The organism is Rhodoferax sp. XS2R6 (assembly GCF_056521365.1).
Genome location: NZ_JBWMAY010000002.1, coordinates 1,000,790 through 1,021,902, shown reverse-complemented (window position 1 = coordinate 1,021,902; position 21,113 = coordinate 1,000,790). Strand labels below are relative to the sequence as shown.

Annotated in this window: 23 protein-coding genes and 1 tRNA gene; 11 read left to right on the top strand and 13 right to left on the bottom strand. The window is 62.6% G+C overall.

All coding sequences use genetic code 11. The features are described from left to right. Nucleotides 1-7: 7 nt before the first annotated feature. Together AC097A_RS11360 and AC097A_RS11355 are read left to right on the top strand one after the other, a co-directional pair. The gene (locus AC097A_RS11360; protein WP_479620909.1) at nt 8-688 is read left to right on the top strand and encodes a hypothetical protein; all 681 of its coding nucleotides are present in this window, start codon (nt 8-10) and stop codon (nt 686-688) included. A gap of 25 nt (nt 689-713) precedes the next feature. Further along, nucleotides 714-1,607: a DMT family transporter gene (locus AC097A_RS11355; protein WP_479620908.1), complete on the top strand. Its 894-nt coding sequence runs from the start codon at nt 714-716 to the stop codon at nt 1,605-1,607. An 80-nt stretch (nt 1,608-1,687) separates the two neighbouring features. Here AC097A_RS11355 and AC097A_RS11350 read toward each other — a convergent pair whose 3' ends face one another. Further along, nucleotides 1,688-2,533 carry an IclR family transcriptional regulator gene (locus tag AC097A_RS11350; protein WP_479620907.1) on the bottom strand — a complete coding sequence of 282 codons (846 nt, stop codon included), beginning with the start codon at nt 2,531-2,533 and terminating at the stop codon, nt 1,688-1,690. Between the two features lie 149 nt (nt 2,534-2,682). Between AC097A_RS11350 and AC097A_RS11345 the strand changes: the two genes are divergently transcribed. The 9 genes from AC097A_RS11345 to AC097A_RS11305 all read left to right on the top strand — a co-directional run bounded on the left by AC097A_RS11345 (nt 2,683) and on the right by AC097A_RS11305 (nt 11,345). Next, on the top strand, nt 2,683-3,444 hold the full coding sequence (locus AC097A_RS11345) for an SDR family oxidoreductase (RefSeq protein ID WP_479620906.1): 762 nt from the start codon (nt 2,683-2,685) through the stop codon (nt 3,442-3,444). A gap of 28 nt (nt 3,445-3,472) precedes the next feature. Then, a complete protein-coding gene (locus AC097A_RS11340) occupies nt 3,473-4,969 on the top strand; it encodes a sugar ABC transporter ATP-binding protein (protein ID WP_479620905.1) in 1,497 nt (498 codons plus the stop codon). 23 nt (nt 4,970-4,992) lie between these two features. Continuing rightward, complete coding sequence (locus AC097A_RS11335) at nt 4,993-5,994, top strand: ABC transporter permease (RefSeq protein WP_479620904.1); 1,002 nt, start codon at nt 4,993-4,995, stop codon at nt 5,992-5,994. A 98-nt stretch (nt 5,995-6,092) separates the two neighbouring features. Next, on the top strand, nt 6,093-7,034 hold the full coding sequence (locus AC097A_RS11330; RefSeq protein WP_105262873.1) for an ABC transporter substrate-binding protein: 942 nt from the start codon (nt 6,093-6,095) through the stop codon (nt 7,032-7,034). 130 nt (nt 7,035-7,164) lie between these two features. Next, nucleotides 7,165-8,019 carry a fumarylacetoacetate hydrolase family protein gene (locus AC097A_RS11325; protein ID WP_479620903.1) on the top strand — a complete coding sequence of 285 codons (855 nt, stop codon included), beginning with the start codon at nt 7,165-7,167 and terminating at the stop codon, nt 8,017-8,019. Nucleotide 8,020: 1 nt separating this feature from the next. Further along, on the top strand, nt 8,021-9,313 hold the full coding sequence (locus AC097A_RS11320; RefSeq protein WP_479620902.1) for an L-fuconate dehydratase: 1,293 nt from the start codon (nt 8,021-8,023) through the stop codon (nt 9,311-9,313). Beyond that, entirely contained in the window at nt 9,310-10,197 is an 888-nt protein-coding gene (locus AC097A_RS11315) for an L-fucono-1,5-lactonase (protein ID WP_479620901.1), read from the top strand. The genes AC097A_RS11320 and AC097A_RS11315 overlap by 4 nt, the downstream gene beginning before the upstream one ends. Before the next feature lie 21 nt (nt 10,198-10,218). Next, nucleotides 10,219-10,995 carry an L-fucose dehydrogenase gene (locus AC097A_RS11310; RefSeq protein ID WP_479620900.1) on the top strand — a complete coding sequence of 259 codons (777 nt, stop codon included), beginning with the start codon at nt 10,219-10,221 and terminating at the stop codon, nt 10,993-10,995. Continuing rightward, on the top strand, nt 10,992-11,345 hold the full coding sequence (locus AC097A_RS11305) for an L-rhamnose mutarotase (protein ID WP_479620899.1): 354 nt from the start codon (nt 10,992-10,994) through the stop codon (nt 11,343-11,345). The genes AC097A_RS11310 and AC097A_RS11305 overlap by 4 nt, the downstream gene beginning before the upstream one ends. 17 nt (nt 11,346-11,362) lie before the next feature. Here AC097A_RS11305 and AC097A_RS11300 read toward each other — a convergent pair whose 3' ends face one another. From AC097A_RS11300 to AC097A_RS11245, 12 genes are all read right to left on the bottom strand, one after another. After that, the gene (locus tag AC097A_RS11300) at nt 11,363-12,580 is read right to left on the bottom strand and encodes a hypothetical protein (RefSeq protein WP_479620898.1); all 1,218 of its coding nucleotides are present in this window, start codon (nt 12,578-12,580) and stop codon (nt 11,363-11,365) included. Between the two features lie 2 nt (nt 12,581-12,582). Further along, nucleotides 12,583-13,332 carry a hypothetical protein gene (locus AC097A_RS11295; RefSeq protein ID WP_479620897.1) on the bottom strand — a complete coding sequence of 250 codons (750 nt, stop codon included), beginning with the start codon at nt 13,330-13,332 and terminating at the stop codon, nt 12,583-12,585. Between the two features lie 15 nt (nt 13,333-13,347). After that, nucleotides 13,348-13,908 (bottom strand): hypothetical protein, encoded by a 561-nt coding sequence (locus AC097A_RS11290; protein WP_479620896.1) that lies wholly within the window; start codon nt 13,906-13,908, stop codon nt 13,348-13,350. 13 nt (nt 13,909-13,921) lie between these two features. Beyond that, nucleotides 13,922-14,197 carry a DnaJ domain-containing protein gene (locus tag AC097A_RS11285; protein WP_479620895.1) on the bottom strand — a complete coding sequence of 92 codons (276 nt, stop codon included), beginning with the start codon at nt 14,195-14,197 and terminating at the stop codon, nt 13,922-13,924. A 94-nt stretch (nt 14,198-14,291) separates the two neighbouring features. Next, a tRNA-Asn gene (locus AC097A_RS11280) sits at nt 14,292-14,367 on the bottom strand. 66 nt (nt 14,368-14,433) lie between these two features. Next, a complete protein-coding gene (locus AC097A_RS11275; protein WP_479620894.1) occupies nt 14,434-15,498 on the bottom strand; it encodes an NAD(P)/FAD-dependent oxidoreductase in 1,065 nt (354 codons plus the stop codon). A gap of 13 nt (nt 15,499-15,511) precedes the next feature. Further along, nucleotides 15,512-15,841 carry a ferredoxin FdxA gene (gene fdxA / locus AC097A_RS11270; protein WP_315496825.1) on the bottom strand — a complete coding sequence of 110 codons (330 nt, stop codon included), beginning with the start codon at nt 15,839-15,841 and terminating at the stop codon, nt 15,512-15,514. Nucleotides 15,842-15,949: 108 nt separating this feature from the next. After that, entirely contained in the window at nt 15,950-17,281 is a 1,332-nt protein-coding gene (locus AC097A_RS11265) for a sulfate adenylyltransferase subunit 1 (RefSeq protein ID WP_479620893.1), read from the bottom strand. Beyond that, entirely contained in the window at nt 17,281-18,213 is a 933-nt protein-coding gene (gene cysD, locus AC097A_RS11260) for a sulfate adenylyltransferase subunit CysD (RefSeq protein ID WP_479620892.1), read from the bottom strand. The genes AC097A_RS11265 and cysD overlap by 1 nt, the downstream gene beginning before the upstream one ends. A 13-nt stretch (nt 18,214-18,226) precedes the next feature. Beyond that, nucleotides 18,227-18,850 (bottom strand): phosphoadenosine phosphosulfate reductase domain-containing protein, encoded by a 624-nt coding sequence (locus tag AC097A_RS11255; protein ID WP_479620891.1) that lies wholly within the window; start codon nt 18,848-18,850, stop codon nt 18,227-18,229. Next, nucleotides 18,847-19,236, bottom strand: a complete 390-nt coding sequence (locus AC097A_RS11250; protein ID WP_479620890.1) for a DUF934 domain-containing protein — start codon at nt 19,234-19,236, stop codon at nt 18,847-18,849. Before AC097A_RS11250 ends, AC097A_RS11255 begins: the two co-directional genes overlap by 4 nt. 28 nt (nt 19,237-19,264) lie before the next feature. Beyond that, nucleotides 19,265-21,082: a nitrite/sulfite reductase gene (locus AC097A_RS11245; RefSeq protein ID WP_479620889.1), complete on the bottom strand. Its 1,818-nt coding sequence runs from the start codon at nt 21,080-21,082 to the stop codon at nt 19,265-19,267. Nucleotides 21,083-21,113: the final 31 nt, after the last annotated feature.

Sequence of the window (21,113 nt, the reverse complement as noted above, 5' to 3'; positions counted from 1 at the left end):
GTCTGACATGGCACTCTTGGGCAGCGCAGCATTGGCCATGTGGTGGGACATGGCCCCCGACATGAATGCCGAGTTTCAGGACTGGCACTCGCACGAGCATTTCCGCGAGCGCCTGGGCATTCCGGGCTTCCAGCGCGCCACGCGCTGGAGCAGTGCGGACGGCGGGGAGGGCGTGTTGCAGGTTTACGAACTCGATGCCCACCGCACGCTGTCGTCGCCCGCTTATTTGGCGCACCTGAATGCGCCGTCGCCCTGGTCCACCAAGATGATGCCGCACCACCGCAACATGGTGCGCAGCCAGTGCCATGTGCTGGAGTCCAGCGGCGGCGCGTTGGCCCGCCATGCGCTGGCCCTGCGCATCTCGCCCGCGGCAGGTGCGGACGAGGCGCTGCGCGCGTCTTTAAAAGCCCTGTTGGCCCGGCTGGTGGACCAACCCGGCTGCGTGGGCGGGCACCTGCTGCGCCACGAAGCCCCGGTGATGGCCCAGACCACGGAGCAAAAAATCCGCGGTGGCGACAGCTATGCCGATTGGGTATTGCTGGTGGTGGGCTACGACCTGGGCGCCCTGACGGCGCTGGCCGCCAGCACGCTCAGCCCCGATGCGCTGGTGGCACTGGGCGCACAGCCGGGGGCCTTCAGCGGGCTCTACACGCTGTCGTTTTCTGCCACGGCGGACGAGCTCGCCTGAGGTTGTGCCCCGATAAGATCCGGGGATGAGTTCTTCTCCGCATTCCCAAGCCGTCAGCACCTTTACCTCTCTCACTCCCTTGTTGTTTGTGGCGCTGTGGAGCACCGGCTTCATTGGCGCCAAGTTTGGTCTGCCCGATGCGGAGCCTCTGACCTTTTTGAGCCTGCGTTATGCCATCGTGCTGGTGCTGATGGGGGCGCTGGCCTGGGCCATGCGTGCCCCCTGGCCGCGCACGGCGCGGGAGTGGCTGCACATCGGCGTGTCGGGGCTGCTGGTGCACGGGGTGTACCTGGGCGGGGTGTTCATCGCCATTGGCCACGGCCTGCCTGCAGGCGTTACGGCGCTGGTGGTGGGGCTGCAACCCGTGCTCACCGCGCTGGGGGCCGGCGTCTTTCTGGGGGAGCGGGTGCGGCCCACGCAGTGGCTGGGCCTGGCGCTGGGTTTTGCCGGGGTGGCGCTGGTGGTAGCCCACAAGGTGGCGGCCAGCACCGATGGGGATGCGCTGCTGGGCATGCTGCTGCCCGCCGTCATTGCACTGCTGGGCATCACCGCCGGCACGCTGTACCAGAAGCGCTACTGCCACGCCTTTGACCTGCGCACCGGTTCGGTCATCCAGTTTCTGCCAAGCCTGCTGGCCACGCTGCTGGTGGCCAGCCAGACCGAGACCTTGCAGGTGCACTGGAGTGGCGCCTTTGTGTTTGCGCTGGCCTGGCTGGTGCTGGTGCTCTCGCTGGGCGCGGTGAGCCTGCTCAATGTGCTGATCCGCAGCGGCAGTGCCGTCAACGTGGCCAGCCTGTTCTACCTCACACCACCGGCCACCGCGCTGATTGCCTGGGCCCTGTTTGGCGAGACCCTGACCGGCCTGTCGCTGCTGGGCATGGCCGTGACTGTGTTTGGCGTGTGGTTGGCACGCAAGTAGTGGAGGTGAGTGGTTTAGTGGTCATATTGGCCTCTAGCCCATGCAGATAGTGCGCAAGCAGCTACTGAATTGATAGCGTTTTAGCTTGTCTCACGCGCCATGCCCTGTGTCAGCGACAGGGCTTGTGCTGCCTGGCGCAGGGACTCGCGCACATCCGCCATGTCGGGGCCTACGTGCCGGTCGATACGGCGGATGTAGGGGCAGGTGAGGGTGGCCAGCGCTGTGTTGTCAGGGCCCAGGATGGGGAAGGAAATGTCGATCACCCCCAGGGTCTGCGCACTGTCGCGCTCCAGGTAGCCACGTTGGCGGATGCTGGCCAGGGTGGTCTGCAGGTCCGTCTCGGTGATGGGCACCTCACCATCCAGCGGTGTGTGTTCGGCCAGCATGCGCCGGTAGCTGCCTGCGTCGGCATAGGCCAGCAGCAGGTGGCCCGAGGCGGTGTCTAGCAGGCCCACGCGCGCACCGCGCTGCACCGCAAAACTCCAGCCGCTGGGGCTGTTGATCTGTGCGCTGATCAGCACATTGCCGCGGTCGTACACCCCCATGTGGCAGGACTGCTCGGCCTTGCGCGCAAAGTCATCCATGATGGGCAGGGCCTGGTTGATCAGCCGGCTCAAGGGCGGGTGCATATTGGCCAGCGCAAACAACTTCAGGCTCAGCGCGTAGCGGTCCCCCGAGGGGTTGCGCATCACGTACTGCCGCGCCACCAGGCGCTCCAGCATTCGGTAGATCTCGCTGGCGCTGCGGTCCATCTCTTTCACGATTTCGGCGCGCGTCAGCCCATGCGGTTGCGTGGCCAGCAGCTCCAGAATGTCCAGTCCCTTGTCCAGTGCGGGCGCGCGGTAGCGGTCTTCTGGCGCCAGTGTGGATTCGTCCTGCTCTTCGGTTTTGGCCGGGCGGCCGCGGGGTTTGGGGGGCGTGGTCATGGTGGTGCGCTTTCGAGGGAGGTTTTTATAGCAGAGCATCCGCAGCCTAGGGAAAGTACTAGGACTTGCGGCAGCCAAGCTGTCTATGATTCTGCTTCATACATGAATTAGTTGTTCATATTTAAATTAATTAAACCGGAGTCAGCAGCATGGGTCAAGGGCGTTTGCAAGGTAAAACAGTGCTCATCACCGCGGCAGCGCAGGGCATTGGCCGGGCCAGCGCGCTGGCCTGCGCAGCCGAGGGTGCCCGTGTGATCGCCACCGACATCAACCAGGCGTTTCTGGACAGCCTGGCCGCCGAGCACTCCAGCATCCAGGTGGAGCTGCTGGACGTGCGCAACGACGCCGCCGTGGCTGCTCTGGCTGCGCGCACGCCGGCGCTGGACGCTTTGTTCAACTGCGCCGGCATGGTGGCCAACGGCAGCTTGCTGGACGGCACCGAGGCCGACTGGGACCTGAGCTTCGATTTGAACGTGAAAAGCATGTTCCGCATGACCCGTGCCTTTCTACCCGCCATGCTGGCCAAGGTCGAAACGCAAGGCGGCAGTGTCTCGGTCATCAACATGGCGTCCATGGCGTCCAGCATCAAGGGCTTTGCCAACCGCTGCGCCTATGGCACCACCAAGGCGGCCGTCATTGGCCTGACCAAATCGCTGGCGGCTGACTATGTGAAGGCTGGTCTGCGTGCCAACGCGCTGTGCCCCGGCACCGTGGATACGCCGTCTCTGCGCGGGCGCATTGCCAGTGCCGCCGACCCGGTGCAGGCCGAGAAAGACTTTGTGGCGCGCCAGCCCATGGGGCGTCTGGCCTCGGTGGACGACATTACCCCCATGGTGGTGTTTCTGGCCAGCGACGAGTCGCGCTTTGTCACTGGGCAGACGCTGCTGGTCGACGGTGGCGTGACCATCTGATGACGCCCACTGCAACAAAGGTCTCACTGTGACAGCACTGGTTTCCGTACAAAACCTCAGCAAATCGTTTCCGGGTGTGCGTGCGCTCGATGGCGTGCGCTTTGACCTGATGCCCGGTGAGGTGCATGCCCTGATGGGCGAAAACGGCGCGGGCAAGTCCACGCTGATGAAAATCCTGGCCGGTGTCTACCGCAAGGACAGTGGTGAAGTGCTGCTGGACGGCAAGCCCGTGGAGATTGAGAGCCCGGCGCATGCGCAGTCGCTGGCCATCGGCATCATCCACCAGGAGCTGCACCTGATGGGCCACCTGACCGCGGCACAAAATATCTTTCTGGGCCGCGAGCCACGCAAGGCCGGTGGCTTGTTTCTGGACGAGGGGCAGCTCAACCGCGATGCCCAGGCCCTGTTCGACCGCCTGAACCTGCAACTGGCCCCGACCACCACGATTGGCGACTTGACCGTGGCGCGCCAGCAGATGGTGGAGATTGCCAAGGCCTTGTCCCACAAGTCGCGCGTGCTCATCATGGACGAGCCCACCGCCGCCCTGAACAACGCCGAAATTGAAGAGCTGTTCCGCATCATCCGCCAGCTCAAGGAAGAGGGCGTGGGCATTGTCTACATCTCGCACAAGATGGACGAGATCCAGCGCATTGCCGACCGCATCACCGTGATGCGTGACGGTGCCTACATCGCCACCGTGCCAGCGGCCACCACGCCGATGGCCGAGGTTATTGCCATGATGGTGGGGCGCAAGCTGGATGTGACCGAAAAGCAGATTCCCGACACCTCGGCCAATGAGGTGCTGCTGGACGTGCGCGGGCTGAACCGCGGCCGCGCCATCCGCGATGTGAGCTTTAGCGTGCGCCGTGGCGAGATTCTGGGATTTGCCGGCCTCATGGGGGCGGGCCGTACCGAGGTGGCGCGGGCCGTGTTTGGTGCGGATGCCATCGAGTCGGGTGAAGTTCGCGTAGCCGGCCGGTTGATCCGCCTGAAGTCTCCCGAAGACGCAGTTCAGGCCGGCATTGGCTACCTGTCCGAGGACCGCAAGCACTTCGGGCTGGCCACGGGCATGGACGTGGAGTCCAACATCACGTTGCCCAGCCTCAAACGCTGGTTGACCTGGGGCATGTTCCTCAACCAATCCGCCATCCGCAGCATTGGTGAGCAGATGGTGCAGAAACTGCGCATCAAGACCCCTTCGCTCACGCAGACGGCGCGTCTGCTTTCGGGCGGCAACCAGCAGAAAGTGGTGATCGCCAAGTGGTTGGTGCAGGACTGCGAGGTGCTGATTTTTGACGAACCCACGCGCGGTATCGACGTGGGCGCCAAGAGTGAGATCTACAAGTTGCTCAACGACCTAGCCGCCCAGGGCCGCGCCATCGTTGTGATCTCCAGCGAGCTGCCCGAGGTGCTGCTTTTGAGCCACCGCATTGTGGTGATGTGCGAAGGCCGCATCACCGGTGAGGTGCGGGGTGATGAGGCCACGCAGGAAAGCCTGATGGCCCTGGCAACGCGGCGCGACTGACTAGAACAAAACAAGGTTTAGCAATGACACAAACAACTTCCTCTTCTTCCTGGCTGAGCCGCCTGTCTGGTGGCCAGGCCAAACAAAAGCTGCTGGCCTTTGCCAGCCTGATTGCGCTGATCCTGGTGTTCACCGTGCTCAAGCCCGATGCCTTCATGACGCAGGACAACATCATCGGCATCCTGCAATCCACCACCGTGATTGGGGTGCTGGCCATTGCCAGCACCTTCATCATCATCACCTCTGGCATTGACCTCTCGGTCGGCGTGCTGATGACCTTTTGCGCCGTGATGGCCGGGGTGTTCATGGTGAACCTGGGCATGCCCATGCCGCTGGGTGTGGTGTGTGCGCTGGGCATGGGGGCCTTGTCAGGCTGCGTCTCCGGTCTGGCCATCACCAAGCTCAAGGTGCCGCCCTTTATCGCCACGCTGGGCATGATGATGCTGCTCAAGGGCCTGTCGCTGCTGATCACCCAGACCCGTCCGATTTACTTCAGTGATGTGGAAGGCTTTGACCAGATCTCGTTGGGCTCCCTGATTGGTGACGTGTTTCCGTCGCTGCCGATTCCCAACGGCGTGCTGATCTTGTTTGTGGTGGCCATCATCAGCGCCGTGGTCTTGAACAAGACCGCCCTGGGCCGTTACACCTTTGCCCTGGGCAGCAACGAAGAAGCGGTACGCCTGTCGGGGGTGAACGTAGACCGCTGGAAAGTCATCATCTACACCTTTGCAGGCGGCATCTGCGGCATTTCCGGATTGCTGATTGCCTCGCGCCTGAACTCGGCCCAACCCGCGCTGGGCCAGGGCTATGAGCTGGATGCCATTGCCGCAGTGGTGATTGGCGGCACCTCGCTCAGCGGCGGTGTCGGCACCATCCTGGGCACCATCATCGGCGCTTTCATCATGAGCGTACTGATCAACGGCCTGCGGATCATGTCGGTGGCCCAAGAGTGGCAGATGGTGCTCACTGGTCTCATCATCATTCTGGCGGTTTACACCGACAACTTGCGCCGCAACAAGAAATAAGGAGACCGCGCCACGCACCACGCCCTTTTCCATGCCCCCGTGTTTTTTCCCTTTTCGTGATTTCGTGTGACATAACTTTTTCTAACAGGAGACAACCCATGAACGCAAAACGACAACTGCTGGCTTTGACTGCCGGCTTGGCACTGGCTGGTTTTTCCAGCTTCGCAACCGCCCAGGAGATTTACATCCCCTTGGTGTCCAAAGGCTTCCAGCACCAGTTCTGGCAAGCCGTGAAGCAGGGCGCTGACCAGGCCGCCAAGGACTACAAGGTGAAGGTCACCTTTGAAGGCCCCGAAACCGAGCAGCAAGTGGACAAACAAATTGACATGCTGTCCGCTGCCATGGCCAAGAAGCCGGCCGCCATCGGATTTGCCGCGCTGGACAGCAAGGCCGCGATTCCGCTGCTGAAGAAGGCTCAGGCTGCCAAAGTGCCCGTCATCGCCTTTGACTCCGGTGTGGACAGCGATATTCCGGTGACCACGGCCACGACCAACAACGTGGCTGCCGCCGCACTGGCCGCAGACAAAATGGCTGAGAAGATTGGTGGCGAAGGCGAAGTGGCTGTGATTGCCCATGACCAGACCAGCCGCACCGGTGTGGACCGCCGCGACGGCTTCTTGAACCAGATCAAGGCCAAGTACCCCAAGATCAAGGTGGTGGACGTGCAGTACGGCGGTGACCAGCTGAAGTCCGCCGAGATTGCCAAGGCCCTGATGCAGGCACACCCCAAGCTGAAGGGTATTTTTGGTACCAATGAGCCGGGCGCTATCGGTGCGGGCAAAGGCATCAAGGAAGCCAAGAAGACGGGCGTGACCATCATCGGTTTTGACTCTGGCAAGGCCCAGAAGGACATGATCAATGACGGCACCATTGCCGGCTCCATCACCCAAAACCCCGTGGGCATTGGCTACAAAACCGTGGAAGCCGCTGTGAAGGCCTTGAAGGGTGAGAAGTTGCCCAAGATCATCGACACCGGCTTCTACTATTACGACAAGACCAATATGAAGGACGCCAAGATCGCGGCCGTTCTTTACGATTGAAGTAAATCACCCCCCGAGCGGCTATGCCGCTCCCCTCTCTCTCGCCTGCGGCGGGTGGGGGGCGCACCCAGCGGCCTGGCTGAGCCAGTTCCGCGGGTGCCCTGATTTTGTTGACTGAAAAGGAAAGACTGTGAAATTAGTACGCTACGGATTGCCAGGTCAGGAAAAGCCCGGTGTGTTGGATGCCCAGGGCCGCGTGCGCGACCTGTCGGGACAGGTGGCCGATGTGGCTGGTGCTGCGCTGCTGCCCGAGAACCTGGCGCGTTTGCGTGGCGTGAACATTGAGAGCTTGCCCCTGGTGGCAGGCACTCCGCAAAAGGATTTGCGCCTGGGTGCCTGTGTAGGCAACGTAGGCAAGTTCATCTGCATTGGACTGAATTACTCCGACCATGCGGCCGAGAGTGGTATGCAGGTGCCGCCCGAGCCGGTGGTCTTCAACAAATGGACCAGCGCGATTGTGGGTCCAGACGATGCCGTCGAAATCCCCCGTGGTTCGGTCAAGACCGACTGGGAAGTGGAGCTGGGCGTGGTCATCGGCAAGGGCGGCCGTTACATCGAGGAGGCCGATGCGCTGTCCCATGTGGCGGGTTACTGCGTGGTGAACGATGTGTCTGAGCGCGAATACCAACTCGACCGCAGCGGTACCTGGGACAAGGGCAAGGGCTGCGACACCTTTGGCCCCACCGGCCCTTGGCTGGTCACGGCCGACGAAGTGCCTGATCCGCAAGCCCTGAAGATGTGGCTGGACGTGGATGGCAAGCGCTTCCAGAACGGCAGCACGTCCACCATGGTCTACGGCGTGAAGTTCCTCATCGCGTATCTCAGCCGTTTCATGAGCCTGCAACCCGGCGACGTGATCTCCACCGGCACCCCGCCCGGCGTGGGCATGGGCCAGAAGCCACCGCAGTACCTGCGCGCGGGCCAAGTTATTCACCTGGGCATCGATGGCCTGGGCACCCAAACCCAGAAGACCGTACAGGCCTGACATGAGCAAGATCACCAACATGCGCGTCGTGGACGTGCGCTTTCCCACGTCCCAACACCTGGATGGCTCGGATGCCATGAACCCGGACCCGGACTATTCCGCGGCCTATGTGATTCTGGAAACCGACCAGCCCGGCTTGGAAGGCCACGGCCTGACGTTCACCATCGGCCGCGGCAACGAAATCTGCTGCGCCGCCATCGAAGCCATGCGCCACCTGGTGGTGGGCCTGGACATGGCCTGGGTGGCCGAAGACATGGGCCGCTTCTGGCGCTACATCACCTCCGACAGCCAGCTGCGCTGGATTGGCCCAGACAAGGGTGCCATCCACCTGGCGACTGGTGCTGTGGTCAACGCGGTGTGGGACCTGTGGGCCAAGCAAGAAGGTGTACCGGTGTGGGCGCTGGTAGCGCGCATGAGCCCCGAGGAGCTGGTCAAGCTGATCGACTTCCGTTACATCACCGACTGCATCACGCCCGAGGAAGCCTTGGCCTTGTTGCAAAAGCAGGCTGTGGGCAAGGCCGAACGCTGGGCCACACTGGAGCGTGAAGGCTACCCTTGTTACACCACATCCGCCGGCTGGCTGGGTTACGACGACGACAAGCTGCGCCGCTTGTGCCAAGAGGCCATTGATGCGGGCTTTAACCACGTGAAGATGAAGGTGGGCCGCGACAAGGCCGACGATATTCGTCGTCTGACCATCGCGCGCGAAGTGCTGGGCCCGAACCGCCAGCTCATGATCGACGCCAACCAGGTGTGGGACGTGAAGCAGGCCGTGGAGTGGGTCAACGACCTGGCTTTCTGCAAGCCTTGGTTCATTGAAGAACCGACCAGCCCGGACGATATCGAAGGCCACCGCGTGATCCGCGAAGGCGTGGCCCCCGTGAAGGTGGCCACTGGCGAGATGTGCCAAAACCGCATCATCTTCAAACAACTGATCATGCGCGGTGCGATTGACGTGGTGCAGATCGATTCCTGCCGCCTGGGCGGTGTGAACGAAATTCTGGCCGTGATGCTGATGGCGGCCAAGTACAACTTGCCCGTGTGCCCGCATGCCGGGGGCGTCGGCCTGTGCGAGTATGTGCAGCATCTGTCCATGATCGACTACCTGTGCATCGCGGGCACCCGCGAGGGGCGCGTGATCGAGTATGTGGACCACCTGCATGAGCATTTCAAGGAACCGTGCGTGATTGAGAACGCCGCCTACATGCCGCCCAAGGCGCCCGGCTTCTCGATCGAAATGAAGCCGGAATCGCTGCAGCACTACACCTTCCAACCCAAAGCCAAAGCGGCATGAAAATAGACACCCACCAGCACTACTGGCGTTACCGCACCGAGGAGTTCCCGTGGATCAGTGAGGCCATGCCCCTGCTGCAACGGGACTGCATGCCAGTGGACTGCGATGCCGCGCTGCGGGCTGCGGGTGTGGATGCCGTGGTGGCCGTGCAGGCCCGCACGCTGGCGGTGGAGACCGACTTTCTGCTGCGCGTGGCCGACCACAACCCCGAGGTGATTGGTGTCGTGGGCTGGGCCGACTTGGGCGGCGCGGACCTGGAGCATCGGCTGGACCAATGGGGGGCGCATGCAGCCTTCAAGGGCCTGCGCCACATCCTGCAGGACGAGCCGGACGTGGGCGCCTGGGTGAATGCACCGGCCATCAACCAAGGCCTGCGCGCCTTGCAGCGGCGAGGGCTGGTCTACGACGTGCTGGTGTTTGACCACCAGTTGCCCACGGTGACCGAGTTTTGTGCCCGCCATGACCAACACTGGCTGGTGCTGGACCATGTGGGAAAACCCGCCGTGCGGGACTGGGCACGCAATGCCGAGGTGTCCCGCCGCTGGAGCACGTGCATCCGTGAACTGGCCACCTTGCCGCATGTGGTGTGCAAGCTGTCGGGCGCGGTCACGGAGGCTGACTGGGGTGCGCACACCGGTATCACGCCGGAGGACGCCAAAATCATCCTCTCCTGTTTTGACCAGGCGCTGGAGGCCTTTGGCCCACAGCGGCTGATGTTCGGCTCGGACTGGCCGGTGTGCCAGCTGGCTGCTCCGTATGACGCGGTGCATGGTCTGGCACACAAATGGGCCAGTACCCGCCTGACGGTGCGCGAGCAGGACGCCTTCTGGAGCGGCAATGCCGTGCGCTGTTATGGCCTGAATGTGCAGGCACTGACCGATTGACCTTTTTAAGCGAGAGTTTCCATGGATCTGCATTTAAAAGACAAGGTGGTCATCGTGACCGGTGGCGCCAGCGGCATTGGCGCGGCCATTTCGCTCACGCTGGCCGAAGAGGGCGCCATTCCCGTCATTCTGGGTAAAAGCCCCATGTCCCCGGAGTTTGCACAGCAGTTGCAAGCCAAAGCAGCCCAGCACCTGTTTGTCCAGGTCGAGCTGTCTGACGATGCTGCCTGCCGCGCAGCCGTCGAGCAGACGGTGGCCCGGTTCGGGCGTATCGACGGCCTGGTGAACAACGCCGGCGTGAACGACAGCATTGGGCTGGAGGCTGGGCGCGAAGCGTTCATGGGTTCTCTGGAGCGCAACCTGATTCATTACTACGTGATGGCGCACTACTGCGTGCCCCACCTCAAAGCGGTGCAGGGGGCCATCGTCAACGTCTCTTCCAAAACGGCGCTGACGGGCCAAGGCAACACGAGCGGCTACTGTGCGTCCAAGGGCGCGCAACTGTCTCTGACCCGGGAATGGGCGGCTGCGCTGTTGAACGACGGCGTGCGCGTGAATGCGCTGATTCCGGCCGAAGTGATGACGCCCCTGTACGAGCGCTGGATCCAGACCTTTGACAAACCGGAGGAAAAACTGGCGGCCATCACCGCCAAAATTCCCCTGGGCCACCGCATGACCACCTCTGAGGAGATGGCGCGCATGTGTGTCTTTTTGCTCTCCGATGCCTCTTCGCACACCACCGGGCAATGGGTGTTTGTCGATGGCGGTTACACCCACCTGGACCGGGCCCTGTCATGAGTACGGCGGTCACCCGCTACGCTCTGGCACTGGACCTGGTGGACGACGTCAAGCGCATTGCCGACTATGAAAAAGCCCACGAAACGATTTGGCCCGAGGTGCGCGAGCATCTGCGTGCGCAGGGTGTGGTGCAGATGGAGATTTACCGGCTGGGGACACGCCTGTTCATGGTGATGGAGGTAGACCCGGCCGTGTACAGCGCCGAGCGCATGGCCCAGGCCTCGCTGGACAACCCAGCCATCGTGCGCTGGGAAACGCTGATGTGGACCTACCAGGCGCCCACGCCCTGGACACCGGCGGGTGAGAAGTGGGTGCCTATGGCGAAGATTTTTGATCTGGCTGCGCAGTAGCTCTCAGGTCTCTGCTTCTAGGCCCCGATATTGCACTCGCGCCGCAAGAGCGCAACCGCATCGTTGAAGGTGTAGTCGTGGTCACTTTCCAGTGTGGGGCGGGCGTCTTCGATGAAGTTGTCCCACAGGCTGGTGTAGTCGTCCAGGTGCTGGGCCGGCGCGTGTTCTGCAATGAAGGTGCTGGCCAACGCGGGCTGCAGGCCGGACTTGCGGATCTTGCGCACCAGGGTGCCTGCGGCTTTTTCGGTCAGCAGGGTTTTGGGCGTGCTGCCTGCCGCCATGCACAGAAACAGGGTGAGCAGCGAGCTTTCGTCGTCGTTGCCGCCGGTAGCCTTGTCCCAAGCCTTGTTGCTGGTGCGTTCAAAGTGGTCTACCTCGGCCAGCATGTCTTCCTGCCAGAAGTAGCGGCCCATGAAGGCCGGCGTCTGGTCAAACAGTTTGCGCGCGGGCACGGTAGATTCCAGCCACTTGGGGGCATCTTGCAGCAGAGACTGGCGCACCGTCTCTACCACCGCGGCGTACTCGTCCGGCAGGTCTTTGGGCAGCGGGATCTTGAACTTCTCGGTCTGGCCCGCAAACTTCTTGCGCAGCGCCAGCACCATTTTTTCGAACAGCACCCAGTCGGGCATTTCGGTGCGCTTGAGCGCCATGGCCAGCAGCCCGGTGCGGATCACGGCCTCTGCGTCCTTGCCGGCTTCTTCCAGCGCGTCTTCGTCCACACCCAGCTGCTGCGCCATCCAGACAGCGGCATCCACCACGGCCGCCACGCGGCTGCGGCTGGCCAGCTCGGCCTGGTAGTCGGGCAGGCTCCGCAGCGTCCACTTGGCCAGCAGCGGAATGTGTTCATCCCGGAAACCACTGCGTTCGTTCATGCCGAAGTGGGTGGTTTGCGGCATGGCAATCAATGCCTTGAGCATGTCCGAGCCGCCCTTGGAGCGCGAGAGAAAGCTGTGGTCACGCAGCGCCTCGGCGGCGCGGTGCAGATCGCCCCCGCTGCTGTGCTCCAGGTACAGGCTTACCAGGTTCACCATGCGGTCTTTGGCCTGCTCCAGCTCGGGGCGCAAAAACTCGGTGCCAAAGTAACGTGCAATCTGCACCATGCCTTTGGGCGCATCGGTGCAAATGGCGTCCAGCTTGGCCTGGTCAATCAGGCCGTGCTGCATGCCAAAGGCCAGCGCCTTCTCGAAGAAGGGGCGGGCGTCAAACAGGGAGACGGCTTGCGGCTGCGCAGACATGGTCAGATGGCAGACTCTTCGTCGTCATCCCGCGCGGCGGGTGTGGCCTTGCCGCGGTCGGTGTCGCCGGTTTCCACCTTGCCGTCGTCTTCCTCGGCCTCTTCCTCGTCGTCCAGGCCCAGGTCGTGGGCACGGGCCTTGGCGCGCAGCACCAGCAGCATTTCGATGAAGAGGTCGGGCAGTTCGTGGCGCAGCAGCCAGGCCATCTGCATCCAGTCCTGGTCGGCCACTTCGTCCAGCTCCACGCGCGGGCGCACATAGGCCGATTGGTACAAGGCCTGCTCGGACAACATCTCGCCATCGTCTTCCGCCGTGTCAAACACGCCGGTGCGGGCAAAGGCTTCGATGCGGCTCCACTTCTCGGTGAAGTAGTCCGCCAGCGCTTCGCTGCCACCTTCGAGGTCGCCAATGGCGGTGAGAAACTCGTTGGCCTCTGCCGACTCATCGCGGAAGATGACCGAATTCATCATGCCGCGCAGGTGGGTGCGGGTCATGTCTTTGTACTGCTTTTCAATGACCACGGCATGCGCAAACTGCTGCGGCGTGATCAGCAGGTTGACGATGGACTCCTTGGAGTCGTCGTATTCGCGGATCACGGCCAGGATGTCTTTGGGCGGCAACTGCTCCAGCACCACCATCAGGGCGCCGTCGCCCTCGCTGTCAGCCAGTTCGGTCAGTACGGATTCGGCGCCCACGATGTCGCCAGCGGCGATGAGGGCTTGGGTTTTTTCAATCAGGGCAAGTTGGGACATCGTGTTTCAGCTTTATCAGTCTTTGTGGTCAAAGCCTTGTTCCACCATCCAGGCGGCGCCTTCTTTTTCACTCACGCGGGCTGCACGTTCGTCTTCGTCCAGGCCCTCGTCTTCGCCTTCTCGGTTGTCATCGTCCGAGTCTTCATGGTCCTCGTCGTCTTCGTCGCTTTGCGCTGCGGCACGGCTGTCGGGGCGGCCATACATGTATTCCAGGGCTGCGGCCACCGACATGAACCAGGCGCCCGCGGGCTGCTGCAGCACCTGGCTCACCATGGTGCGAGCGGCAGGCAGCACTTCCACCGTGTCGCTCAGGCTGTCCCAGTCCGGCAGGTCTTCCGACTCGTGCGAGATCAGGTGGTTCATGGCGGTGGTGGACTTGAAGCGAAAGGCTTGGTGGAACACCACGGCCACCATTTCGGGGCTGAGCTCCAGCATGCTGAGCAAGAAGCCCAGTTCCTTGCGGCGCTCGGCCAGCTTTTTGGGCAGCATGTGCTTGCCTTCGGAGTCGGAGGCCAGGTCGTCGATTTCGGCTTCGTAGGCGCTGCGCAGGTGCTGGAAAAACGGGGAAATGCTCATGAACGGGTGTTACTCACAGAATGCGGGCGAAATAGGTATTCCAGATTTCACGCGCGGTGTCGATCGGGCTGTCCAGCAGGCCACGGCGGCGGTTGTCGTCGTAGGCCTGGCGTTTGCTGTCATCAGACAGGGTGTCATAGGCTTCTTGCACTTCACGAAAACGCTGTGCGGCATCCGGGGCCGGGTTGCGGTCCGGGTGGTAGAGCGCAGCCTTTTGGCGGAATGCCTTCTTGATATCGGCCAGCGTGGCAGCGCTATTGAGCCCAAGGGCGGCGTAATGGTCTTTCATTGAGCGGCTTTCGTAGCAGCGCATTGTGGCCGACAAAGAAAAAACCCCGCTACTGAAAAAGTAGCAGGGTTTCTTGCACCCTTGCGGGTTATTTTGGCTCCTCAACCTGGGCTCGAACCAGGGACCTACGGATTAACAGTCCGGCGCTCTACCAACTGAGCTATTGAGGAATTGAGCCTCGAATTATAGCGTGGTTTTTTCGGTGTTTTGGAAAAGGGCCCAAATTTTCGAAAAAGTCACGCAATTTTTTGCGGTGTCTGCACACCCAGCAGCGCATGCAGGCGCGGGCTGGTGGTGGTGTACTGCAGCATGACCTTCTTCTCTGGAAAGATGAAGGGCATGGCACCGTAGGCGGCGAGTGTAGCTTCATGGAAGCCGCACAAAATCAATTTCTTCTTGCCGGGGTAGTTGTTGATGTCGCCCACGGCAAAAATGCCTGGCACGTTGGTGCCAAAGTTTTCGGTATTCACCTCGACCTGCTTGCGCTCCATGGCCAAGCCCCAGTCGGCAATCGGGCCCATCTTGGGCGAGACGCCAAGGAACACCAGCAACTGGTCGGCCGGCAATGCACGCGTCTGGCCTTCGGCGTCCAGAATCTGCAGCGCCGTAAGCGTGCCATCGCTGGCCTCAAAACCGGTGATCTGTGCCGCCACAAAGCGCAGCGTGCCATTGGCGCGCAGCGCCTGGATGCGCGCCAGCGTTGCGGCCTCTGCCACCAGCACATCGCGCCGGTGCAACAGCGTGACAGAAGCCGGGCGGTGCGTGTTACCGGGGGCCAGTACCTCCAGCGCGCATTCCAGCGCGGCATCGCCGCCGCCGTGGATCACCACATGCTGCTTGGCCAGGGTATTCAACTTGGGGGTGCGGTAGTGCAGCTGAGTCCGTTCAAAGGCCGCAATGTCTTCCAGTTGGAGGCTACGGGCCACAAAGGCACCGACACCAGCGGCCACAAACAGCGCCTTGGTGCGGAATTGTTTGCCCGTTGTGGTGGTCAGGTGGATGCGGCCGTCGTCCAGGCGCCGGACCGAAGCCACTTGCTGGCCAAAATGCATCTGCGCGTCAAACGGCGCAATTTGCTGCAGCAGGCTCTCCGTCAGGCCACGGCCGGTGGTGAGCGGGATGGCAGGGATGTCGTAAATGGGTTTGTCGGCGTAGAGCTCGACACACTGGCCGCCCGCGTAGGACAGGGCGTCGATCACATGGGCCTGGACCTCCAGCAGGCCGAGCTGGAAGACCTGGAACAGGCCCACCGGGCCTGCGCCTATGACGACGGCATCGGCTTCAATGAGGGGTGTAGCCATGCCGTGTGCCGCGTTAGCGGATCAGTTCAGACAGCTTGCCGGTCTTGTCTTTCCAGTCGTCGGCATCGTCCAATGGCGCCTTGCGTTTGGTGATGCTCTTCCAGCCAGGCAGGCGGGCCAGCTCGGCATTGAGCTGAATCATGTGCTGCTGGTCTTTGGGCGCATCTTCTTCAGCGTAAATGGCGTTGACCGGGCATTCGGGGATGCAGACGGCGCAGTCGATGCACTCATCGGGGTCGATGGTCAGAAAGTTGGGGCCTTCGCGGAAGCAGTCCACGGGGCACACGTCCACGCAGTCGGTGTATTTGCACTTGATACAGGCTTCGGTGACGATGTGTGTCATGTTGTTTGGCGGCTAGAAGTAGTAAATGTGGCAGTAAAGTGCCAAGCCCTTGATTTTATTGGGTTTTGAAGCCACCCCCGTAAACAGGGGTGACTCCTTTGTGTTGCATCAACCCAGCAGCAACGCGCCCGACGTCTTGTGGCTGGCCGTATCCACCAAAATCAGCGACCCCAGCACCCGGCTTTGCAGGTAGGGCAGGGCCGCAATCGGCTCCTGCAAAGACACTTCAATGTGGCCAATGGAGTTGGGCAGGATCTCTTTCGCATCGTGCTCTTCCAGCGTGTTGATGTCCAGGCTGTGCACGATACGTTTGACCTTGGCCTTGATCCAGCGGTGGCCATGCAGCGCCAGATAAACGCGGCCGGCGACCAGCGGTTCATCGTCCATCCAGGCGACGGTGGCCTTGATCTCGCGGGTGGTGTCGAAGTGGCTGGGGGCGTCGTTGGAGGCCAGAATCCAGTCGCCGCGCGACACGTCTACTTCGCGGTCCAGCACCAGGCCGGCGCCGTGGCCAGCGCCCACGTGCTTGGGCACGCGGGCGTGGTTCAGTACTTGGGCCACCACGGCGGTTTTGCCACTGGGCAGGATGGAGACGGTGTCGCCAGGCTGCACGGTACCGGTGGCCACACGGCCCCAGAACACGCGGCGGCCCTTGCTGGTGTCGGCGGAGTCATGGAACTTTTCGACCCACTGCACGGGGAAGGCAAACGGCACGGTGGTCTCGGCGGCGGTCACGGGCAGGGTTTCCAGCAGCGCCAGCAGGCTAGGGCCGTGGTAGCCGCACCAGCCGGGGTTGGCGGTGACCACGTTGTGTCCTTTCAGGGCCGACATAGGAATGGTGGCGGTAACGGCAATGCCAGCTTGGGCCGCAAACGCGTGCAGCGCTTCGGTGATCTTGGCAAAGGCCTTGGCCGCGTCGTCGCCCAGGGCGTCGAGCTTGTTCACCGCAAAGATGATGCCGGGCACGCGCAGCAGGTTCACCAGCAGGCTATGGCGGCGGGTCTGGGGCAACAGGTCCACCAGGCTATCCACATTCCACTTCAGTTTGGTCGCGTCCACCAGCACCACAGCGGCGTGGGCGCTGCTGGCGGCGGTGACCATGTTGCGGGTGTACTGCTCGTGGCCGGGCGCGTCGCCAATGATGAACTTGCGCGCCGGTGTGGCGAAGTAGCGGTAGGCCACGTCGATGGTGATGCCTTGCTCGCGTTCGGCGCTCAGGCCGTCGGTGAACAGCGCCAGATCGGCCTCGCCGCTCTTGGAGACATTGGCCAACTGGTCTTGCAGCACTGAGCGGCTGTCGACCAGCAGGCGGCCGATCAGCGTGCTTTTGCCATCGTCCACGCTGCCGCAGGTGATGAAACGCAGCGCGGAGGAAGTGTCATTTATGCCGCTAACGCCCGTAGATGTTGCGGGAGTAGCTATAGAAACAGTAGCGGTCATCAGAAGTATCCGTCCTTTTTGCGCTTCTCCATGGAAGCCTCAGAAGTCTTATCGTCCATGCGGGTCGCGCCACGTTCGCTCACGTCGGCGGCCAGGGTTTCGATCACGATGTCGGCCGCCGTAGCCGCCGTGCTTTCCACCGGGCATGTGCAGGTGATGTCGCCCACGGTGCGGAAGCGCACATCGCGGCTCTCAATTTGCTCGCCATCTTTGGCGGGTGTCAGGTCCGTCACCGGCACCAGCAGGCCCTTGCGTTCCACCACGTCGCGTTTGTGCGTGTAGTAGAGCGAAGGCAGCGCGATCTTTTCGCGTTCGATGTACTGCCACACGTCCAGCTCGGTCCAGTTGCTGATCGGGAACACGCGGAAGTGTTCACCGGGCTGCAGGCGGGTGTTGAACAGGGTCCACAGCTCTGGGCGCTGGGCCTTGGGCTGCCATTGGCCGAAGCTGTCGCGGTGGGAGAAGATGCGCTCTTTGGCGCGGGCCTTCTCTTCGTCACGGCGGGCGCCGCCGATGAGCGCGTCAAAGCGGAATTCGTCAATCGCTTCGAGCAGCGTGACCGACTGGTGCACGTTGCGGCTCTCACCGGGGTGGGCCAGGCGCACAGTGCCGCGGGCCATGGAGTCTTCCACGCTGCGCACGATGAGTTCGGCGCCCAGTTCCTTGGCGCGGAAGTCGCGGAAGTCGGTCACTTCGTGGAAGTTGTGGCCGGTGTCGATCATCAGCAGCGGGTAGGGGATGCGTCCCACGCCAAAGGCCTTTTCGGCGCACTTGAGCATGACCAGCGAATCCTTGCCGCCCGAGAACAGCAGGGTGGGGCGCTCAAAGGCGGCCGCCACTTCGCGCAGGATGAAGATCGTCTCTTCTTCCAGCGCGTCGAGGTGCTGGTTGGAGAGGCGGTCGAAATGGGTGGTGTCTGTCATGGCGTTCATGGCGTTGTCTGGTTCAGTGCGCAATGTGCAAGCCGCACTCGCGCTGGTCTTCGCCCTTGGTGGGGTCCACGTAGTCGAAATTGTTGGGCAGGCCGTGGGCCTCGCAGTACTGGTACAGGTCTTTGGATGACCAGTGCAGCAGCGGAGCGACCTTGATCAGGCCATCAGGGTTAATGCTGACCGGGTCCATCTGCGCGCGCACGGCGCTGTCGGTGGCGCGGAGTGCGGTGAACCAGACCTTGGGCGCCGTCTCGCGCAGCGCGCGGGTGAAGGGCTCCAGCTTTACCTCTTCGGTGAAAGCGGCGTGGCGCGGGTCATCGAGCCCGGGCAGCGGGCCTTCCACTGCTTCGCGGTGCGCACGTGTGCGCAGCGGCAGGTAGATGCGCAGGTTCAGGCCGAGTTGTTTGGTCACTTCGTCGGCGAAACGGTAGGTGGCCTCGGTGTTGTAGCCGTTGTCCATCCAGACCACGGGTACGTCGGGCTTGACGCGCGTGACCATGTGCAGGATGACCGCCTCAAACGGGCGGAAATTGGTGGTGACGATGGGGCTTTGGTTCAGTGCCAGGGCCCATGCTACGAGACCGGGGGCGTCATGGCCCAAGTCGGCGTTGACTTTTGCGAGGTCAATCGTGCTCATGCGGTGGCTCCTTCGCGCGCAAACACGGGCTTCACGGTGACCGCGTCCCCCTGGTAGAAGCCGCGGTAGCGGTCAAACTGGCGCTGGGCGAAGTCCACGTTCTGGTCTTCACGCAGCACGGCCACGTCAAAGCCTGTGCGCTCCATCTGCACCAGTTGGTCGATGAGCACGTCGCCCGTGGCGCGGATTTCGCCGGCAAAGCCCAGGCGGCGGCGCAGCAGAAAGGCCTGGCTGTAGGCGCGGCCATCGGTGAACTTGGGGAAGTGCAGGTCGATGCGGGTCACGCCGCTCAGGTCCAGCGCGCGAGGGTCTTCGGTATTCGCGATTTCAAGCACTTTTGTGCCTTCAGCACCCGTGGAATATGCGGAAGCAGCTATCAATTTCATAGTAAATCTCTCTTTCTGCGGCCGGGGCTCAGGCTTCTTGCGCGTCTTTGGCGTAGCCAGACGACTTGGGCAGGGCGTGCAGCTCTTCGTGTTTGTCGGCCAGGCGGGCGCTGTTGGCGGCGGCCTTGAAGGTGTCAAAGCCGACGCGCTTCACGCAGTCGATGAAGGTCTCGCGGCCCTGGCGGTTCAGGCGGAAGGTGTCCAGCAGCGCTTCGATGACGCCGGGCACTTCGCCCGCGCCGAACGAGGGGCCAACCACCTTGCCGGGTACGGCGGCACCGCTCAGCGTGGAGCCATCGGAGCCACCCAGGGACACCTGGTACCACTCCTTGCCGTCCTTATCCACACCCAAAATGCCAATGTGGCCACTGTGGTGGTGGCCGCAGCTGTTGATGCAGCCGCTGATGTGCAGGTCGATCTCGCCCAGGTCGTGCAGCTCGTCCATGTCCTGGTAGCGCTCGGTGATGGCTTCGGCAATCGGGATGGAGCGCGCGTTGGCCAGCGCGCAGAAATCGCCGCCGGGGCAGGCAATCATGTCGGTCAGCAGGCGAATGTTGCTGCGTGCCAGGCCAGCGTGGCTGGCCGCTACCCACAGGGCGGGCAGGTCGGCCGCGTTGACCCAGGGCAACAGCAGGTTCTGGTCGTGCGTCACGCGCACTTCACCCGCACTGAATTCGTCGGCCAAGGCGGCCGCCGTGTCCAGTTGGTCGGCATCGGCATCACCGGGGGCTTGGCCCAGGCGCTTGAAGCTCAGGGTCACAGCGCGCAGCTTGGGGTTCTGGTGCGCAGCCACGTTTTGCTGCAGCCAGCGGTCGTAGTCTTTCTGGCGCTCGGGTGGAACTGCTACAGTTTTGGTAGCGGTTGGCGCACGTTCCACGAGGGCTGGCGGCACAAACGATGCAGCAACGCGGTCCAGCTCGGTCTGGGTGATGGTGTGCGGCGCGCCGTCCACGGTCAGGATCTGCTGGTACTCGGCTTCCACCTCGTCGATATAGCGTTGGCCTTCGGCCTTCACCAGGATCTTGATGCGCGCCTTGTACATGTTGTCGCGGCGGCCCCAGCGGTTGTAGACGCGTACCACGGCTTCCAGGTAATTCATGATCTGCAGCGCAGGCAAAAACTCGCGGATGGTGGTGCCGATGACGGGCGTGCGGCCCATGCCACCGCCCACCAACACCTTGAAGCCCAGCTCACCGGCCTCGTTCTTCTTCAGGTGCAGGCCCACGTCGTGCCAGTAGGTAGCGGCGCGGTCGGCCGTGGCGCCGGTGATGGCGATCTTGAACTTGCGGGGCAGAAACGCGAACTCAGGGTGCAGCGTGCTCCACTGGCGCATGATTTCGGCCCACGGGCGCGGGTCGGCAATCTCGTCGGGGGCCACGCCGGCCAGCTCGTCGCTGGTGATGTTGCGGATGCAGTTGCCGCTGGTCTGGATGCCGTGCATGTTCACGGTGGCCAGCAGGTCCATCACGTCGGCACTCTTGGCCAGCGGAATCCAGTTGAACTGCACGTTTTGGCGTGTGGTGAAGTGGCCGTAGCCCACGGGCAGGTGGGTGGTGCCCCAGGCGGCTTGGGCGCCAATGGCGGTGTCAAACACCTCTTTGCTGGGGTGGTCAAACTCGCGGGCGATGCGGGCCAGCACGCGCAGCTGGGCGCTGGACAGCTCGCCGTACGGCACGGCCACGCGCAGCATGGGCGCGTAGCGCTGGATGTACCAGCCGTTTTGCAGGCGCAGGGGGCGGAACTCGTCGTCGCTCAACGTGCCGGCCAGGTTGCGTTCCAGCTGGTCGCGGTGCTGGGCAGCACGGGCACGGACGAACTGGCGGTCAAATTCGGTGTATTGGTACATAGTTAGTTGAGGACAGAGCTGAAGATCTGTC

What these genes read in the sequence shown, in the direction of transcription:
- AC097A_RS11360 (WP_479620909.1), top strand. Translation starts at nt 8, where the DNA reads ATGGCACTCTTGGGCAGCGCAGCATTGGCCATGTGGTGGGACATGGCC.
- AC097A_RS11355 (WP_479620908.1), top strand. Translation starts at nt 714, where the DNA reads ATGAGTTCTTCTCCGCATTCCCAAGCCGTCAGCACCTTTACCTCTCTC.
- AC097A_RS11350 (WP_479620907.1), bottom strand. Translation starts at nt 2,533, where the DNA reads ATGACCACGCCCCCCAAACCCCGCGGCCGCCCGGCCAAAACCGAAGAG.
- AC097A_RS11345 (WP_479620906.1), top strand. Translation starts at nt 2,683, where the DNA reads ATGGGTCAAGGGCGTTTGCAAGGTAAAACAGTGCTCATCACCGCGGCA.
- AC097A_RS11335 (WP_479620904.1), top strand. Translation starts at nt 4,993, where the DNA reads ATGACACAAACAACTTCCTCTTCTTCCTGGCTGAGCCGCCTGTCTGGT.
- AC097A_RS11330 (WP_105262873.1), top strand. Translation starts at nt 6,093, where the DNA reads ATGAACGCAAAACGACAACTGCTGGCTTTGACTGCCGGCTTGGCACTG.
- AC097A_RS11320 (WP_479620902.1), top strand. Translation starts at nt 8,021, where the DNA reads ATGAGCAAGATCACCAACATGCGCGTCGTGGACGTGCGCTTTCCCACG.
- AC097A_RS11315 (WP_479620901.1), top strand. Translation starts at nt 9,310, where the DNA reads ATGAAAATAGACACCCACCAGCACTACTGGCGTTACCGCACCGAGGAG.
- AC097A_RS11310 (WP_479620900.1), top strand. Translation starts at nt 10,219, where the DNA reads ATGGATCTGCATTTAAAAGACAAGGTGGTCATCGTGACCGGTGGCGCC.
- AC097A_RS11305 (WP_479620899.1), top strand. Translation starts at nt 10,992, where the DNA reads ATGAGTACGGCGGTCACCCGCTACGCTCTGGCACTGGACCTGGTGGAC.
- AC097A_RS11300 (WP_479620898.1), bottom strand. Translation starts at nt 12,580, where the DNA reads ATGTCTGCGCAGCCGCAAGCCGTCTCCCTGTTTGACGCCCGCCCCTTC.
- AC097A_RS11295 (WP_479620897.1), bottom strand. Translation starts at nt 13,332, where the DNA reads ATGTCCCAACTTGCCCTGATTGAAAAAACCCAAGCCCTCATCGCCGCT.
- AC097A_RS11290 (WP_479620896.1), bottom strand. Translation starts at nt 13,908, where the DNA reads ATGAGCATTTCCCCGTTTTTCCAGCACCTGCGCAGCGCCTACGAAGCC.
- AC097A_RS11285 (WP_479620895.1), bottom strand. Translation starts at nt 14,197, where the DNA reads ATGAAAGACCATTACGCCGCCCTTGGGCTCAATAGCGCTGCCACGCTG.
- AC097A_RS11275 (WP_479620894.1), bottom strand. Translation starts at nt 15,498, where the DNA reads ATGGCTACACCCCTCATTGAAGCCGATGCCGTCGTCATAGGCGCAGGC.
- fdxA (WP_315496825.1), bottom strand. Translation starts at nt 15,841, where the DNA reads ATGACACACATCGTCACCGAAGCCTGTATCAAGTGCAAATACACCGAC.
- AC097A_RS11265 (WP_479620893.1), bottom strand. Translation starts at nt 17,281, where the DNA reads ATGACCGCTACTGTTTCTATAGCTACTCCCGCAACATCTACGGGCGTT.
- cysD (WP_479620892.1), bottom strand. Translation starts at nt 18,213, where the DNA reads ATGAACGCCATGACAGACACCACCCATTTCGACCGCCTCTCCAACCAG.
- AC097A_RS11255 (WP_479620891.1), bottom strand. Translation starts at nt 18,850, where the DNA reads ATGAGCACGATTGACCTCGCAAAAGTCAACGCCGACTTGGGCCATGAC.
- AC097A_RS11250 (WP_479620890.1), bottom strand. Translation starts at nt 19,236, where the DNA reads ATGAAATTGATAGCTGCTTCCGCATATTCCACGGGTGCTGAAGGCACA.
- AC097A_RS11245 (WP_479620889.1), bottom strand. Translation starts at nt 21,082, where the DNA reads ATGTACCAATACACCGAATTTGACCGCCAGTTCGTCCGTGCCCGTGCT.